Source organism: Phenylobacterium sp. GW823-FHT02A09 (assembly GCF_058797775.1).
Genome location: NZ_JBXAJZ010000006.1, coordinates 24,859 through 41,194, shown reverse-complemented (window position 1 = coordinate 41,194; position 16,336 = coordinate 24,859). Strand labels below are relative to the sequence as shown.

General features: G+C 69.6%; 15 protein-coding genes. 7 read left to right on the top strand and 8 right to left on the bottom strand.

Annotated elements, in window-relative coordinates; translation table 11 throughout:
- Window positions 1–7 precede the first annotated feature (7 nt).
- Complete coding sequence (locus tag AC1Q87_RS21225; RefSeq protein WP_492610821.1) at window positions 8–706, top strand: pirin family protein; 699 nt, start codon at window positions 8–10, stop codon at window positions 704–706.
- Between the two features lie 72 nt (window positions 707–778).
- Window positions 779–1,378: an NAD(P)H:quinone oxidoreductase gene (gene wrbA / locus AC1Q87_RS21220; RefSeq protein ID WP_492610820.1), complete on the top strand. Its 600-nt coding sequence runs from the start codon at window positions 779–781 to the stop codon at window positions 1,376–1,378.
- Between the two features lie 88 nt (window positions 1,379–1,466).
- Here the strand turns inward: wrbA and AC1Q87_RS21215 are convergent, their stop codons facing one another.
- Window positions 1,467–2,165 carry a winged helix-turn-helix transcriptional regulator gene (locus AC1Q87_RS21215; RefSeq protein ID WP_492610819.1) on the bottom strand — a complete coding sequence of 233 codons (699 nt, stop codon included), beginning with the start codon at window positions 2,163–2,165 and terminating at the stop codon, window positions 1,467–1,469.
- Window positions 2,166–2,334: 169 nt separating this feature from the next.
- Between AC1Q87_RS21215 and AC1Q87_RS21210 the strand changes: the two genes are divergently transcribed.
- A complete protein-coding gene (locus tag AC1Q87_RS21210; protein ID WP_492610818.1) occupies window positions 2,335–3,474 on the top strand; it encodes an acyl-CoA dehydrogenase family protein in 1,140 nt (379 codons plus the stop codon).
- Window positions 3,475–3,500: 26 nt separating this feature from the next.
- Here the strand turns inward: AC1Q87_RS21210 and AC1Q87_RS21205 are convergent, their stop codons facing one another.
- The gene (locus tag AC1Q87_RS21205) at window positions 3,501–4,478 is read right to left on the bottom strand and encodes an NAD(P)H-dependent flavin oxidoreductase (RefSeq protein ID WP_492610817.1); all 978 of its coding nucleotides are present in this window, start codon (window positions 4,476–4,478) and stop codon (window positions 3,501–3,503) included.
- A 224-nt stretch (window positions 4,479–4,702) separates the two neighbouring features.
- The gene (locus AC1Q87_RS21200) at window positions 4,703–5,485 is read right to left on the bottom strand and encodes an SDR family NAD(P)-dependent oxidoreductase (protein ID WP_293404155.1); all 783 of its coding nucleotides are present in this window, start codon (window positions 5,483–5,485) and stop codon (window positions 4,703–4,705) included.
- Window positions 5,486–5,616: 131 nt separating this feature from the next.
- Here AC1Q87_RS21200 and AC1Q87_RS21195 point away from each other — a divergent pair, with 131 nt between their 5' ends.
- The 3 genes from AC1Q87_RS21195 (at window position 5,617) to AC1Q87_RS21185 (ending at window position 7,355) form a co-directional block, all read left to right on the top strand.
- The gene (locus tag AC1Q87_RS21195; RefSeq protein ID WP_492610816.1) at window positions 5,617–6,423 is read left to right on the top strand and encodes a glutathione S-transferase family protein; all 807 of its coding nucleotides are present in this window, start codon (window positions 5,617–5,619) and stop codon (window positions 6,421–6,423) included.
- Window positions 6,424–6,425: 2 nt separating this feature from the next.
- Window positions 6,426–6,839 (top strand): HXXEE domain-containing protein, encoded by a 414-nt coding sequence (locus AC1Q87_RS21190; protein ID WP_492610815.1) that lies wholly within the window; start codon window positions 6,426–6,428, stop codon window positions 6,837–6,839.
- Between the two features lie 75 nt (window positions 6,840–6,914).
- Window positions 6,915–7,355 carry a hypothetical protein gene (locus AC1Q87_RS21185; protein ID WP_436062768.1) on the top strand — a complete coding sequence of 147 codons (441 nt, stop codon included), beginning with the start codon at window positions 6,915–6,917 and terminating at the stop codon, window positions 7,353–7,355.
- Between the two features lie 21 nt (window positions 7,356–7,376).
- Here the strand turns inward: AC1Q87_RS21185 and AC1Q87_RS21180 are convergent, their stop codons facing one another.
- The 5 genes from AC1Q87_RS21180 to AC1Q87_RS21160 all read right to left on the bottom strand — a co-directional run bounded on the left by AC1Q87_RS21180 (window position 7,377) and on the right by AC1Q87_RS21160 (window position 14,969).
- On the bottom strand, window positions 7,377–8,174 hold the full coding sequence (locus AC1Q87_RS21180; RefSeq protein ID WP_492610814.1) for a 3-hydroxybutyrate dehydrogenase: 798 nt from the start codon (window positions 8,172–8,174) through the stop codon (window positions 7,377–7,379).
- Window positions 8,175–8,178: 4 nt separating this feature from the next.
- Window positions 8,179–8,979, bottom strand: coding sequence for a peroxide stress protein YaaA (gene yaaA / locus AC1Q87_RS21175; RefSeq protein ID WP_492610813.1), 801 nt, complete (start codon window positions 8,977–8,979; stop codon window positions 8,179–8,181).
- 6 nt (window positions 8,980–8,985) lie between these two features.
- Complete coding sequence (locus AC1Q87_RS21170) at window positions 8,986–10,395, bottom strand: FAD-binding oxidoreductase (RefSeq protein WP_492610812.1); 1,410 nt, start codon at window positions 10,393–10,395, stop codon at window positions 8,986–8,988.
- Between the two features lie 59 nt (window positions 10,396–10,454).
- Window positions 10,455–14,351, bottom strand: coding sequence for an autotransporter outer membrane beta-barrel domain-containing protein (locus tag AC1Q87_RS21165; protein ID WP_492610811.1), 3,897 nt, complete (start codon window positions 14,349–14,351; stop codon window positions 10,455–10,457).
- Window positions 14,352–14,453: 102 nt separating this feature from the next.
- On the bottom strand, window positions 14,454–14,969 hold the full coding sequence (locus tag AC1Q87_RS21160) for a GNAT family N-acetyltransferase (protein ID WP_492610810.1): 516 nt from the start codon (window positions 14,967–14,969) through the stop codon (window positions 14,454–14,456).
- A 232-nt stretch (window positions 14,970–15,201) separates the two neighbouring features.
- Here AC1Q87_RS21160 and AC1Q87_RS21155 point away from each other — a divergent pair, with 232 nt between their 5' ends.
- Entirely contained in the window at window positions 15,202–16,335 is a 1,134-nt protein-coding gene (locus tag AC1Q87_RS21155) for a serine hydrolase domain-containing protein (RefSeq protein WP_492610809.1), read from the top strand.
- Window position 16,336: the final 1 nt, after the last annotated feature.

The following is a 16,336-nucleotide window of genomic DNA, read 5'->3' as shown; positions in this document are numbered from 1 at the left end:
ACCGAAGATGATCGACATTCGACCCTTCAACACCCTCGGCGGCGCCAACCACGGCTGGCTCGACGCCAAGCATCACTTCTCGTTCGCCGACTATCACGACCCGAAGCGGATGAGCTGGGGCGCCCTGCGCGTCTGGAACGACGACAAGATCGCCCCGAACTCCGGCTTCCCGCCGCACCCGCATGCGAACATGGAGATCATCACCTACGTCCGCACCGGGGCGATCACCCACCAGGACAGCCTGGGCAACCAGGGCCGGACCGAGGCCGGCGACGTGCAGGTGATGAGCGCCGGCTCGGGCATCCGTCACGCCGAGTACAACGTCGAGAACGAAGACACGACGCTGTTCCAGATCTGGATCCTGCCGACCAAGGCCGGCGGCGAGCCCTCCTGGGGCGCCAAGCCCTTCCCCAAGGGCGACCGCGCCGGGAAGTTCGTGACCCTGGCCAGCGGCGTCGACGGCGATGAAGACGTGCTGCCGATCCGCGCCGACGGCCGGGTCGCCGGCGCGACGCTGAAGGCCGGCGAAACCGCCGAGTACCAGCTCGGCGAAGGCCGCTACGCCTACCTCGTGCCCGCCACCGGCGCGATCGAGGTCAACGGCGTGAAGGCCAACGCCCGCGACGGCGTCGCCATCCGCGACGAAGCGACCATCCGCGTCACGGCCCTTGAGGACGCCGAACTCGTCCTCGTCGACGCCGCCTGACGCAGATCTGGCCCGGACGCAGCCCCCCGCGTCCGGGCCACCCCTTTTCCCATCGAAAGCCAGGAACTCCCGATGACCAAAGTCCTCGTGCTCTACCACTCGACCTACGGCCACATCGAAACCATGGCCAAGGCGGTCGCCGAAGGCGCCCGCGAGGCCGGCGCCACCGTCGACATCAAGCGCGTGCCCGAGACCGTCTCGGACGAGTTGGCCAAGGCCTCGGGCTACAAGCTCGACCAGGAAGCCCCGATCGCCACGGTCGACGACCTGGCGAACTACGACGCGATCATCGTCGGGGTCGGCACCCGCTACGGCCGCATGGCCTCGCAGATGGCGGCGTTCTGGGATCAGACCGGCGGCCTGTGGGCCAAGGGCGCCCTGGTCGGCAAGGTCGGCGGCGTCTTCACCTCGACCGCCACCCAGCACGGCGGCCAGGAGACCACCATCATCTCGACCATCACCCAGCTCTTGCACCACGGCATGGTGATCGTCGGCCTGCCCTACGCCTGGGCCGGCCAGATGCGCCAAGACGAGATCACCGGCGGCAGCCCGTACGGCGCCTCGACCATCACCGCTGGGGACGGCTCGCGCCAGCCCAGCGCCAACGAACTGGACGGCGCGCGCTTCCAAGGCCGCCACCTGGCCCAGATTGCGGCCAAGGTCGCAGCGTAACGTCCGGAACGCCGGCGGAAGGCGCACACCCCTTCCGCCGCAACGCCGAGCTCGTCCCCGCCAGCCCCGGGGGCGGGCTCTTTTGCATTCAGCTGGCCAGCTTGCGCTCCTTGGCGAAGGGGCTGAGCCCCAGCCAAGTCTGCATGTCCGCGGCCAGGCGCTGGTCGCCGGTCAGGTGCATCCGGCCGTCGCGGAGGGCGGCGGCCACGGTGTCCAGTCCCATCCAGATCGCCGTCATGCTGCGCAGGTCGGTCGACACGAAGAGGTTCACGTCGAAACCGGGATCGATCGAGCAGAGATCCACCGATCCGTCCGGGGCCACGATCAGCCACGCCGAACGCTGCACCGGCGGCAACTCCGGATACCGGAACTGCACCACCACCCGCTGTTTCGGCAGCGGCGTGGTGTCCAGGCTGCGCCGCATGTCCCACATCAGCAGGGTCACATCGAGGTGCTCGAGCGACAGCTCCGAAGACACCCAGCGCTGCCCCCACATGCCGAACGCCTCGATCAGCGGCTCCAGTTCCTGTCCGGCCGCGGTCAACCGATACTCGAGAACCCCGGGCTCGCGCGGCGCCGGATCGCGGCGCACGACCCCGGCCGCTTCCAGCTCCTTCAGCCGCTGCGACAGCAGGGCCGGCGACATCCGCGGCACCCCGCGCCGCAGGTCGTTGAAGCGTGTCGAGCCGGCGACCATCTCGCGCAGCAGCACCACCGTCCAGCGGGTGCACAGCACCTCGGCGGCCATCGAAACCGGACAGAATTGTCGGTAACTGCCCCGCGTCATAAGCTTGTCCTTGGGAAGTCGCCTAGACCAGCCTGGCCGGAGCGAGCCCCGACCCAGTTCATTTCCTATACCACCGGTGCTTCAGTTCCTGAACTAGCTGCATTCCCCAGGGGCTGAGACCCTATCGACAACAGAAAACTGTTCGCTTCCGAGCACATGGAGCTGATCAATGTTGTTGGATACCCAAGCCAGGACTGACACTGCCGACTGGCTGACCCGCGCCGATCGGATCGCCGCGAAGATCGCCGCCAAGGCCGCGCTGCACGATGTGGAGGAGAGCTTCGTCTTCGACTCCTACGTGCTTCTGAAGGAGGAGGGCTTCCTCACCGCCATGGTCCCGACCGAGTTCGGCGGCGGCGGCGCGGACCTGACCGAGATCTGCCACGCCATCCGCCGACTCGGCGCGGCCTGCGGCTCGACCGCCCTGGCCTTCTCGATGCACACCCATCTGGTCGCCGTTGCCGCCTGGCGTTGGCGCGTGACCCAGGCCCCGACCGAAGGCCTGCTCAAGCGCGTCGCGGCCGAAGACCTCGTCCTGGTGTCGAGCGGCGGCTCCGACTGGCTGGCCAGCGCCGGAACGGCCGTCAAGGTCGACGGCGGCTTCCAGATCACCGCCCGCAAGGTGTTCTCCAGCGGCTCTCCTATCGGCGACCTGCTGGTCACCAGCGCCGTCTATGACGACCCCGAGGCCGGCCCCACGGTGCTGCACTTCGCGGTATCCATGAAAGCGCCGGGGGTGAAGATCCTCGACACCTGGCGGGTGATGGGGATGCGCGGCACCGGTTCGAACGACGTCGAACTGCAGGACGTCTTCGTGCCCGACGCAGCGATCTCCGGCCGCCGGCCGCAGGGCCAGTGGCATCCGCTGTTCCACATCATCTCGATGATCGCCTTCGCCATCATCTACTCGGCCTATATCGGGGTCGCCGAGGGGGCCCGCGACAAGGCCCTGGCCATCGCCCGCAAGAAGCCGGACGACGAGAAGTTGGCCTACATGGTCGGCGAGATGGAGAACGCCTTCCACATGGCGCAGCTGGCCTGGGCGGACATGGTCCAGCTCGCTGCGCACGGCGCGCCCGGTCCGGAATCGACCGGCCGCGCGATGACCGACCGCACCTTGATCGGCCAGTCGGCCATCAGGACCGTCGAGCGGGCGATGGAGGTCGCCGGCGGCGCGGCCTTCTACCGCGACACTGGTCTGGAACGGGCGTTCCGCGACATCCAGGGCGCCCGCTTCCACCCGCTGCAGGAGATGCCGCAGCTACGCTACGCCGGTCGCCTGGCCCTGGGCCTCGACATCGACGGCTGAGAGACCGGACGCCTGGAGCCGCGGCTTCAGGCGTCCGCCTTCGCGCGCAACCTGGCGGTCCGGTCGATGGCCGCCTCGGCTTCCTTGATCAGGTTGGCGACGATGGTGGCGGCCGGCAGCACCTCGTGCACCCCGCCGGCCGACTGGCCCATGGCGAAGCACGAACGATCGGGGTCCAGGCCTTCGAGCTGGCCGCCGATGCCGCCCATCACGCCCTCGCGGGTCGACAGCATCGCCTGCATCGGGAACGGCTGGATGTCCTGCGGACGGGTCTCCCACTCCTCGACATAGGGGTTCTTCTTCACCCGCATCGGCTTGCCCGAATACGAGCGGGTGCGGATGGTGTCCTCGTCGGCCGCTTCCAGGATGGCCTGGCGGTACATCTCCCCGGCGTGCGCTTCCTGGGACGCAATGAACCGGGTGCCCATCCAGACGCCGGTGGCGCCCAGGGTCAGCGCCGCGGCCAGCCCGCGTCCGTCGTAGAGGCCGCCGGCCGCCACCACCGGGATCTTCACAGCCTCGACCGCCTGGGCCACCAGCGGCATGGTGCCGACAAGGCCGGTATGGCCGCCGCCCTCGCCGCCCTGGCAGATCACCGCGTCGCAGCCGGCCTGCTCGGCCTTCACCGCGTGCTTCACCGCCCCGCAGACGACCATGACCTTCAGGCCGGCCTTCTTGAGCTTTTCCATGATCGGCATCGGCACGCCGAGCCCGGCGACGAACGACGAGGCGCCCTCCTCGATGATGATCTCCACCGAGGCGGTCAGGCTCTCGGGCGAGGCGGCCAGCAGGTCGACGCCGAACGGCTTGTCGGTCAGGCTTTTGACCTTGCGCATCTCGTCGCGGATGAATTCCGGGCTGCGGCCGGCCATGCCCAGCACGCCGTAGCCGCCGGCGTTCGATACCGCGGCCACCAGCTCGGCGTAGGAGACGCCGCCCATCCCGGCCAGCATGATCGGGTGCTTCACACCCAGAAGATCGCAAAGCGGAGTATGCAGGCTCATCGAAATCCTCCCGAATTCTTATGGCCGGGAGGATGGCGCCGGGCGACGGCCATGGAAACTATGACCCGACGTTAGACAGGACTTCATTCCCGATCCTGATCGTCATCCCCGGCCGCGTATGCGGGCCGGGGATCCATACGCGTCGGTGCTCGTCGCAAAGGCGCTGCGTCTATGGATGGCCGGGACCTGACGGCCCGGCCATGACGAACTGTCGAAGGGCGGCGTCAGAAGATCGCGTAGCCGCCGTCGATCAGCACCGAGTCCCCCGTGTGGAACGCTGAGGCGTCCGACGCGAAATAGACCGCCATGCCGCCGAAGTCGGCCGGCTTGCCCCAGCGGCGCATCGGCACCCGCTTGATGACGTTGTCGTTGAACTTGTCGTTGTCCTGCGCCCCGGCGGTCATGTCGGTGGCGATCCAGCCGGGCAGGATGCAGTTGGCCCGCACGCCATAGCGCGCATGCTCCACCGCGATCGCGCGGATCATCGGGATCAGCGCGCCCTTGGTCGCCGCATAGGCCTCGTTGCGCGCCGCCCCGTCCAGCGCCGACAGCGACGAGATCGCCACCAGCGAACCGCCGTGGTCGCCTTGGCCGGAGCGCTCGACCATGTGCTTGCAGGCCTCGCGGAACGTGAAGAACACCCCGTCCAGATTGACCGACAGCACCTTGCGATAGGTGGCGGTGTCGAACTCGGCGAACGACTTCGCGCCGCCGCCGATGCCGGCGTTGGCGACCACGGTGTCGACCCGGCCCATCTTGCTGACCGCCTCGACCATGCCGGCGCGCACGGCTTCCTCGTCGGCGACGTTGACCACCTGGGTCAGCACCCGCACGCCGGTCGCCTTCAGCTTCTCGGCCGCATCGGCGTTCTTGCCCGCGTTCGAGCCCCAGATGACGATGTCGGCGCCGGCCTGGGCCATGGCCTCGACCATGCCGAAGCCGATGCCGCCGTTGCCGCCGGTGACCAGCGCCACCTTGCCGGTCAGGTCGAAAGGTTTGTAGGCCACGCGCGCCTCCCTCGTTTTTCAAACGTTTGTTGGACGACAAGGAGCGGCCTTCCGCGGGGGCCGTCAAGGCGCCCCGGTTGACTTCCGTGGCGCAAGCGCGGCTCGATCATGCCGCTGGAGGGAGCCGCGCCATGCTGAAGCTCTACGACCACCCGCTGTCGCCCTATGCCCAGAAGGTCAAGATCGCGCTGCGCGAGAAGGGCCAGCCGTTCGAGACCCTGACCCCCGGCGGCCTCGGGGCCGGCGGCGCGGCCGGCGAGTTCCTCGAGGCCAATCCCCGCGCCGAGGTCCCGGCCCTGGTCGACGGCGAGGTCCGCATCTTCGACTCGACCATCATCCTCGAATATGTCGAGGACCGCTGGCCCGACCCGCCGCTGCTGCCGGCGTCGCCCGCCGAACGCGCCCGCGTGCGGATGCTGGAAGAGGCGATGGACACCCACTTCGAGGCGATCAACTGGGGCCTGTCGGAGATCCGCTGGTTCCGCCGGGCCGAGGGCGAGCTGGAACGCACGCTGCTCGCCAGGGCCGCCGCCCAGACCCGCCGCTGGTTCGGCTGGCTGGAGAGCCAGCTGGACGACCGCCCGTGGTTCAACGGCGCGGCCTTCGGCTGGGGCGACCTGGCCGTCGCGCCCTATCTCAACGGCTCGGTCGGCCACGGCCTGCCGCCGGACAAGGGCTCGAAGCTGGCCGCCTGGCTCGAGCGCGCCAACGCCCGCAGCTCGGTCGCCCGCACCGCCGAAGAGGCCGCCGCCTCGTCACGCGCCGCGGCCATGCCCAACGTCGCCGAGCTGGTCCGTCAGGGCCTGTTCAAGCGCGAGTACCGCGACCACCGCCTGGAATGGATGATCAAGAGCGGCGGCGCCCAGGTGGTCATCGACGGCCTGGCCAGGGACAACATCCGCTTCAGCCCCGACTTCGGGCCGCGTTCCGGCGACTAGGGATGAGCAACCGCCGGACCGCCGGGCTGGCGGTGATCGCCGCCCTCGCCCTGCACAACCTCGAGGAAGGGGTCGCCTACGCCCTGCTCCGCGACCAGGTCGAGTCGATACTCGACGCCTACGGCGTGACCTGGTGGCGGCCGGAGCCGGCGGTGTTCGCCCTGGCCCTGACCTTCCTGACGCTGGGGGCGGGAGCGCTCGCCGCCTGGGCGGCGACGGGGGTCTCGACGTCGGGCAAGATCTTCGCCCTGAGGGCCGTGGCCGTAGCCCTGCTGATCAACGTTCCCGTGCCGCACCTGACGGCGGCCTGGGCGGCCGGCGGCTACGCCCCCGGAGCCATCACCGCCGTGCTGGTCAACCTGCCGGTCTCGATCTGGGTGCTGTGGACCCTGCGCAGGTCGCCACAACCCGAATAGCGTTGTTCTTTCAATTACCACAGATCATGCTCCCGCCCGCGCGGGCTTCGCGCGAAACATAGAGGGAGAATTCGCGTGAAGACGATGCTTGTTTCGGCTGCTCTGGCCTTGGCGATGGCCGGTTCCGCCATGGCCCAGAACGCGCCCAGGACCTACGACCTAGGTCCGGTCTGGCAGATCTCCTACATCGAGACCAAGGCCGGCATGTTCGACGACTACATGTCCTACCTGAACTCGACCTGGCGCAACATCCAGGAGGCCGAGAAGGCCCGCGGCGACGTCCTCGACTACCGCGTGCTGGCGATCGACTCGCCGCGCGACGGCGAGGCCGACGTCATTCTGATGATCCAATACAAGAACATGGCCGTGTTTGACCGCAGCCTCGAAGAGGGCGAAGCCGTCATGGCCAAGGCCTTCGGCAGCGTCACCAAGAGCAACCAGGCCGCGGTCTCGCGCGAACAGGTCCGCGTGCTGCGCGGCGGCCTCACCGCCCGCGAGCTGACCTTCAAGAAGTAGATCCGTCGGGGACGGCGACCTTCAGGTCGCCGTCCAGCCGCCGTCCACCACCATGGCCGCGCCGGTCGCCGAGGCGCCCATGTCCGACACCAGGTAGAGCAGCATCCCGGCCAGGTGTTCGTACTCGACGAACTTCTTGGTCGGCTGCGCGGCCAGGATGACCTCTTCCATCACCCGGTCCTCGGGAATGCCGCGGGTCTTGGCCTGATCGACGATCTGCGCCTCGATCAGCGGCGTCTTCACATAGCCCGGGCAGATGGCGTTGGCGGTGATGCCGGTGCGCGCCAGCTCGACGCCCAGACCCTTGGTGAAGCCGACCACGCCGTGCTTAGCCGCCACGTAGGGCGCCTTGAACGGCGAGGCGACCAGGCCGTGCGCCGAGGCGATGTTGACGATCCGCCCGCGGCCCTGCGCCTTCATGATCGGGATCGCCGCGCGGCTGGCGTGGAAGGTCGAGGAGAGGATGATCGCGATCAGCGCGTCCCACTTCTCGGGCGGGAACTCGTCGACCGGGGCCACGTGCTGGATGCCGGCGTTGTTGACCAGGATGTCCAGCCGTCCGAACTCGCGCACCGCATAGTCGATGAGATCCGTGATCTCGTCCGGCTTGGTCATGTCCGCGCCGTGGTAGCGGATCGCAGCATTGGTCCGGGCCTGCAGCGCGGCGCGGTCGGCCTCGATCTTGGCCGGGTCGCCGAAGCCGTTGAGGATGACGTTCACGCCCTGCTCGGCCAGCGAGGCGGCGAGCGCCTGGCCGATGCCGCTGGTGGACCCGGTAATGACGGCCACATGGCCCTGCAGCCCATAGTCCACGGCCATCCGATCAGTCCTTCTGCTTTTTGGCCGCCGACGGCGGCGGAGGCTGGGGCCGCGAGAACACCCATTCGGTGTCGCTCGAGGCGCTCTTCTGGAAACGGTAGCCCTCGCTGTCGAAGGCCTTGAGATCCTCGGCCTTCTCGACGCCGTGGTCGATGGCGTAGCGCGCCATCAGCCCGCGCGCCTTCTTGGCGTAGAACGAGATGATCTTCGACGATCCGTCCTTCTCCTCGAAGAACTTGGCCGTCACCACCGGCAGCTTGATCGCCGCACGGTCGACGGCGCCAAAGTATTCCTGGCTGGCGCAGTTCACCAGCGTCGGGTCCTTGTGCCCGCGCCCGGCCTCGTTCAGCGCGGCCGAGATCTTGTCGCCCCAGAAGTCGTAGAGGCTGGCGCCGCGCTTGGTCTTGATCCGCACGCCCATCTCCAGGCGGTAGGGCTGGATCGCGTCCAGCGGCCGCAGCACGCCGTACAGCCCCGACAGGATCCGCAGGTGCTTCTGGGCGTAGTTCAGGCCCTTCTTGTTCAGCTCGCGCGCCTTCAGTCCCGAATAGACGTCGCCGTTGAACGCGAACGCCGCCTGCAGGCCGTCCTCCATCGCCGGATCGAAGGCGGCGAACCGTTCGCGGTTCAGCTCGGCCAGCTTGTCCGACAGGTCCATCATCTTCTTCAGGTCAGAGACCTTCAGCTTCTTGGCCGTGACGCTCAGCTCGGCGATGTCCTCGGCCATCTGCGGCGTCGTCATCGGCGCGGCGCCGTCCGGTCGCGTGAAGTCGAGCGCCTTGGCGGGGGAGATGACGATCAGCATGGGGACTCAGAAATGAACTCGCGGATTCATGATCCGCTTCGGGTCCAGGCTTAGCCGGATCGCCGAGAGCGCCGCAACCTCGACCGGCGACTTGTAGCGCCTCGCCTCCTCGGTCTTCATCGCCCCAAGCCCGTGCTCGGCCGAGATCGAGCCGCCCATCGCGGCGACGATGTCGTGCACGATGCGCGAGCCTTCGCTCCGCAGCGCCGAGTGCGCTGCGTCGTCGCCGCCGTCCGGCCGGATCACATCGTAGTGGATGTTGCCGTCGCCGACATGGCCGAAGGCGGTGACGCGGGCGCCCGGAACCAGCGCTTCCATCCGCGCCGTCGCCTGGTTCAGGAAGTCGGCCACCCGGCTGACCGGCACCGACACATCGTGCTTCCACGTCGCCCCTTCCGGCTTCTGGCCCGGCGACTGGTTCTCGCGCACCGACCAGAACGCCTGGGCCTGGGCCTGGCTCTGGGCGACGGCGGCGTCGCGCACCAGGCCGTCTTCCAGCGCCGCGGCCAGCAGCCGCTCCATGGCGTTCTCGGCCGCGCCCGGCTCGCCCGAGGCGATCTCGATCAGCACGTACCAGGGATGGATTTCGCTGAGCGGATCGCGCTGGTTGGGAATGTTCTTGAGCACGAAGTCGACGCCGCGCCGGCCCATCAGCTCGAACGCCTCGACCGCGCCCCCCGCCTCGTCCTTGGCCCTGGCCAGCAGCCGGATCGCGGCTTCGGGATTGTCCACCGCGGCGATGGCGGTGGCGCGCGACACCAGCACCGGGAACAGCTTCAGGCTGGCGGCGGTGACCACCCCCAGCGTCCCCTCCGCCCCGATCAGCAGCTGCTTGAGGTCATAGCCGGTGTTGTCCTTGCGCAGGCGCTTGAGCCCTTTCCAGATCTCGCCGTTCGGCAGCACCGCCTCCAGCCCCAGCACCAGGTCGCGGGTGTTCCCGTAGCGCAGCACCGCGGTGCCGCCGGCGTTGGTCGAGATGATCCCGCCGATCGTCGCCGTCCCCTGCGAGGCGATGTCGAGCGGGAAGCGCCGCCGCTTCTCCAGCGCCGCCTCGTGCGCGGCCTGCAAGGTCACGCCCGCCTCGGCCACCAGCACGTCGTCGAAGGCGTCGACGTCGCGGATCGCCCGCATCCGCTCGGTCGAGAGCAGGATCTCGCCCAGCGGGATCTGGCCGCCGACCAGGCCGGTGTTGCCGCCCTGCGGCACCACCGGCGTTCCCATTTCCGCGCAGACGCCGATCACGGCGGCGACCTCGTCCGTCGTCTTCGGCAGCGCCAGGAACGGCGTGTTCCCCTGCCAGCGGTCGCGCCACTCGACCAGCTTGGGCGCCAGCCGCTCAGGATCCTGGCTCCAGCCGCCCTCGCCCAGCACGGCCTTGAGGCGGGAAATCACGTCGGCGGGCACGGAAACGGTCATGCCGAGACCCTAGGCCCCCGCCCCGCGGCCTTGAACCGAAATCTCGCCTGGCCGCGCGGTTAGAACCGCATCTTGAAGCCCCCGCCGGCCGTGACCGTATAGCTCTCGCCGAAGGACGACAGGCCGGTGTCGGCCGCCGCCTGCCCATAGAGGGCGTAGCGGCCATCGCCCCAGCTATAATCCGCGCCCGCGGCAAGCCCGCCCCATGCGCGGCTCTGACGGCTGTCGAGCGGCGTTCCCGCCACCAGCACGCGGACCCCGTCGAGAAACTCGTACTTCAAGTTGAACAGGCCATAGAGGCTGACCTGCCGCGTCTCGCCGCTGGCGTCCTGCCAGATGCGGGCGTGGTCGAACGCCACGCCGGCCCGCGCCTGCAGACTCTCGCCCTTGTCGCTGTCGACGCGGGCGCCGAACCGGTCGCTGAAGCTGTCGAAATCGGTCGAGGCGTAGCTGAACTGGGCCTGCGGCGTGACGGAAAGGTCTGTTCCCAGGGCGAAGGCCTTGCCGGCCTCCAGGCTCGCGCCGAAGCCCTGACCGTCCTGGCCCGACACCTGGCGACCGGCCAGGCTCGACGTCAGTTCGCTGGCGAACCAGGCGGCCTGCGCCTGGGCGTCCAGATAGCCTCCGCCCCCGCCATACCAGGTCACGGCCGCGCCGATCCCATAGGTGTCGGTGTCGATATCTCCGCCGCCGTGCGCCGAGGACAGCTTGGTGTCGGCCATGCCAAGTTGGACGTTCACGCCCGCGACCAGGCGCGCGCCGCCCTGCTCTCCGGACAGGACGCGATCGACGCCGAACTGGACCTTCCAGCTGTCGACGTCCTGATGGACTCCGGTCGCCGTGACCGCAGGCTCGAGGTGGCTGGTCCGGCCCTCCATCCGCCCCCAGACGCCCGTGCGCTCGGCATCGGCGGGGTCATAGCGGCGTTGGCCCACGCGCTGGCGCAGGGTCGAAGCCTCGCTCAGCGAGAGCAGCATGTTGGCGTAGGCCTCATAGACCGGCGCGCCCGGCTGGAAGAGCGGCGTCCGCGGCGTCTTCGTCCCGCCGGCGCCATCGCCGCCCGGCCCTGGCAGGCTGGAACGCAGGTACCAGTCTCCGTCCGCCGCATCTCTCTCCAGAACATAGCCGTAGGCCCCGGCCACCAGCGCCGACCGCCCGCCAATGCTGTAGTCGCCGTTGGCCAGCGCGAACTGCCCGTTCGAGGCGCCGTCCTCCTGGACCACCAGGATTCCCTTCGAGGTCGCAGCGCCCTTGCCGCCGAGGTTCGTCACCGTCACGGGGGTGAGCCCCGACGAAGCCCCTGTCACCACCAGGCGGTCGGCCGGCGCATTGTCCCCGCCCAGTTCGGCCTCGATCTCAAGCCGTCCGCCCAGGCCTGCATAGTCGCCGGCGATCGTCAGCGTCCCGAAGCCCCCGCCGCCCGGCGCGATCGCGCCCCGATTGGCCGTGGCCCCCACCTGGCCGGACCCGCTGAGCCGCGCGCCCGGCGACACCTCGAGAGGCCCCGCAAGTACGCCGTCCACCTGCAGGGTCCCGGAAGAGACCCTGGTTCCCCCCGTATGGCTGCTCGTCCCGGTCAGGATCAGGGCGCCTAGATCGGTCTTGTCCAGCCTGCCCGGGCCGCTTAGCGCCGCGTCGATGGTCGCGATGAAGCCGGCGCCGGCCGCCGTTCCGTCCCCCACCCGCACGATGGCGTCGCCGGCCTGCAAGGTGATCGCGTCGCCTGACAGCCTGTAACCGTCGGAGGCGAATTGCATGCCGCTGACCGTCACCGGGCCGGCGACGCCGTCGACGACGACCGCGCCCGGCTTCGCGGCGAAGATCGCGAACACTCCGTTGCTGAAACTTCCGTTGGTCGCCCCGGCCGCTTGCGTCCAGCTGGTCGGACCACCCACCCGCCAGGTCCCGTCGCCGCCTTGGATCGCTCCGTCGTCGGCCGCCCCGCCAGCGCCATCCCAGAAGTCGAACGGCCCGGGCGGGGGAGGCGGAGGCGGCGGAGGCGGGACAGGCGGGGTGGGATCGCCGCCGCCGCCTCCCCCGCCGCCACCGCCTGAGGACGCGGTTCTAACCAGGTTCACCTGGTTGGCGATCGAGATCTGGATGGTGTTGGAGCCGCCCGCCGGCAAGGAGCCGAGGTTCAGGCCGCCGTTGGTCAGCGCGCCGGTGTAGTTGATCAGGCGGTAGACGCCCGGCCCGAAAGTTCCGCCGGGCGAAACCGTGACGTTCAAAGTCCCGTCCAGCGTCAGGGCTCCGCCCACGACCAGGAGATCGTTCAACGCCCCGCCGACCGTTCCGGCCTGGCCGAGCCGATAGTTCAGCACCGAGGCGCCCGAGAGCGTCAGGTCGCCGGCGATCGTCAAGGTCCCCGGAGTGGTCGATCCACCGGGAGAGAGAATGCCGGAGCCGGCCACGGCGACGTTTCCGCCAATGTCTCCAACGCCGCCCAGGGCGCCGCCGGCCCGGACATCGACGTCGCCGCCGAGCGACGCGCTAGCGCCGGTCTCGCCGACCACCAGCTTGCCCGCGAAGACGGTCGTCGCGCCCGTGAACGCCGAGCTGTCGCCCGTCAGCGTCAGCTTTCCGAGGCCAAGCTTGTTGAGGCTCGAGGTCCCCGAGAAGTCGCTGGCGACGGCGATGTCGTGGCCGTCGGTGTCGAACCACGCGCCTTCGCCGCCGATGGTCAGCGCGTCGAAGCCGCGCAAAAAGTCGGTCGCGTTCCAGGTCGCGCGCAATATGCCGCCATCCAGGTCGAGGGTGGCGGCGCCGAGCCCCTTCACCACCGAACTGGTTTCCAGCACGCCTCGCCCGCTGGGGTCGCCGGTCAGGCTCAGGGCGCCGACCGATCCACCGCTTCTGGCGATGACGACGTTGCTGCCGACGACGACCCGTCCGCCGGTATCGATGGTCAGGTCACCGTCCCCGTCGAAGCCGACCGTGATTTCGTTCGAGACGTCCCAGGTCGAGATGTCGCCCGTGCTGCTGGAGATAGTCAGCGTGCCCGTCCCGGCGCCGTCGTAGCCGACATAGCCGGCGCCGGTCGTGTTCACCACGCCGCCGTCCTCGATCGCCAGCGAGCCGTCGCTATAGGCCCCCACATAGAGGTTCGCGCCGTTCCAGGTCGAGGCGGTTCCCGCGCCGTCGGTGCCCGAGATCACCACGGAGCCTGTTCCCACGCCCGGACTGCCGATCTCGCCGCCAATGATGCCCTGGTCGCTGTTCATCAGGGCCCCGCCGTCCACGCGGAGGGAGCCTGTGCTGAGCGCGCCGACATACACTGGCCCTGAACTGGTCCAGGTGGAAACGCCCAGGGCGTCGCGGCCCGAGACCGTCACGCTGCTGACGCCGGGGCCCCCGCCGCCGATCGTTCCGTAGGCGTTGCTCACCACGCCCCCGTTCTCGATGATCAGGCGCCCGGTCCCGAGATTGCCGAGGCGGAGATCACCGAAGGTCCAGGTCGACGCGACGCCGTCGGCGCCGCGGCCGCGCACGGTCACCGTGCCGTCGCCGGTGGGGTCCGCGCCGACATAGGCGTCCTGGCTGGTCACACGGCCGCCGTCCTCGATGGTCAGCGTGCCCCTGCCCGCCTGGCCGACCGCCAGCATGCCGTTGTTGGTCCAGGTCGAAGCTTGACCGCCGCCCTGGCCGGAGACCGTGACCGTGCCCTGCCCGGCGGCGGCGTCGCCGACATAGCCGGAGTCGTTCTCGACGGTTCCGCCGTCCTCGATGGTCAGCGTACCGGGGCCGGAGACGCCCACCACGAGGTCGCCCGCAATCACCCAATCCGGCGTCTGGACAGGACTCTCGTTCAGATCGCCGCCGCCCGTCACGGACTGGGCCAAGGCCTGCGGCGCGCTGGCCAGCGCAAGCACCAACGGGGCGGCGGAGAGGAGGAGACGGCTCCGCCGTCGGATTTCGGCGCGCGCACGCACCGTCCCGTTTTCGAGATTCTTCTGCATGGTCCGCATCTTTCTGATATGCGGCCATGGTTTATACCACAGGTTGATTATTCGTTATTGGATCGCCTCCAGAGGGTGCTTGCGCAACGCAGCACGCCGCTTTCACGGCGCATCGAACGCGGGATGAAAGCTGACGTCTCCCGCCGGCGCCGGCGGCCTTAGGACGAGGCGCTGGAAGTACCGGTTGGGCTTGCCCTGATAGGTCAGCGTGGGATCGCTCACGAAGCCGAAGCGCCGGTAGTAGTTCGGATCGCCCAGCAGGACGCAGCCCCCGGCGTCCAAGGCCCTCAGGCGCTCCAGGCCGCCCAGGATCAGGGCGCAGCCGACGCCGCGCCCTTGGAGCCCAGGCGCGACCGAAACCGGCCCCAGCCCGTACCAGTCGCTCGGCCGCCCATCGATCCGCACCGGCGAGAAGGCGACATGGCCGGCCAGCTCCCCGTCGGCGGCGATGGCGACCAGCGAAATGGTCAAGGCTCCAGCCTCGCGCAGGGCGTGGATCACGCGGGCTTCGTCGCCGTCGCTGAACGGCATGGGCGCGAACGCCGTCGTGGTGAGCTGGCCGATGGCGCTCGCGTCGCCGCGACGCTCGGGTTCGATGCGTGGGAAGATCGTTTTCAACGGGATGTCTTTCAACCGGCGTGACGCAGCAATGCGGCCGCATGCCCTGCGGTCCGCGATGAAGGCTGGCGGCGCCGCGCTCGGCGCCAGGGTCACGCAAGTGTCGACATACGCAGACGCTACGAAGCTGCTGACCGCCGGTCAACGACGGTGACGAGGCCGTTGACAGGCCCCCGTCGATTGGTCCCGCTGGCGGGCGACGAGAGCCTCAAGAGAGGCCGGGGGAGGAAGCATGGGTTCGCAGACGATACAGGCGCTGCTCGACGACGCCGTGGCCAGGGGCGCTGCGCCCGGCCTCACCGCGGCGGTCGCCCGCGCCGACGGCGCCGACAGCTACTTCGCCGCCGGCGTGCGCGGCGCGGCGGACCCGACGCCGATGGCGCCCGACGACACCTTCTGGATCGCCTCCTGCACCAAGGCGATCACCTCGGCCGCGGCGCTGCAACTGGTCGAGCGCGGGGTGCTCGATCTCGACGCGCCGGTCGGCGAGCGGCTGCCGAACCTCGCCACGCCGCAGGTGCTTGAGGGCTTCGGTCCCGACGGCGCGCCGCGGCTGCGGGCGGCCCGCACGCCCCTAACCCTTCGCCGGCTGCTGACCCACACCTCGGGCCTGGCCTACGACTTCTTCCACGCCGACCTTGGTCGCTACTACGCCCAGGTGGGCGGCAGCCTGATGGAGAGCGCGCCGGCCGCGCCGGTGCTGGCCTTCGATCCGGGCGCGGGCTGGCAGTACGGCATAGGCATCGACGCGGTGGGCTGGCTGGTCGAGCAGGCCACCGGCCAGGGCCTCGACGCCTACGTCGCCGAGCACCTCACCGGCCCGCTCGGCATGACCGACACCGCCTTCGTCTCCACGCCGCAGTTGGACGCCCGCGCCGCCGGAATGCACCACCATGCGCCGGACGGCGCCTTCATGCCGGCGCCGCACCTGCCCTCGTCGCCGATCTACTATGGCGGCGGCGGCCTGCGCTCGACCGCGCCCGACTACCTGAAGTTCTTGCGCGCCGTGCTCACCGACGACGGGGCCGGCGTCCTCGGACCCAAGACGCTGCGCTGGCTGCGCGAAGCCGACAGCACCGTCCCGGCCGGCGATCTCACCACCGCCATGGCGCCGATCAGCCACGACTTCCGCCCGATGCCCGGAACGCCCAAGACCTGGACGCTGGGCTTCCTGCGCAACGAGGCCGACGTCCCCGGCATGCGCCGCGCCGGCAGCCTCGCCTGGGGCGGCCTGGCCAACTGCTACTACTGGGCCGACCCGGCCAGCGGCGTGGCCGGCATGCTCTGCGGCCAGTTCCTGCCCTTCGCCGACCCCGGCATGCTGGCCGCCTTCGAAGCCTTCGAGCGGGCGGTCTACGCGCCGTAGG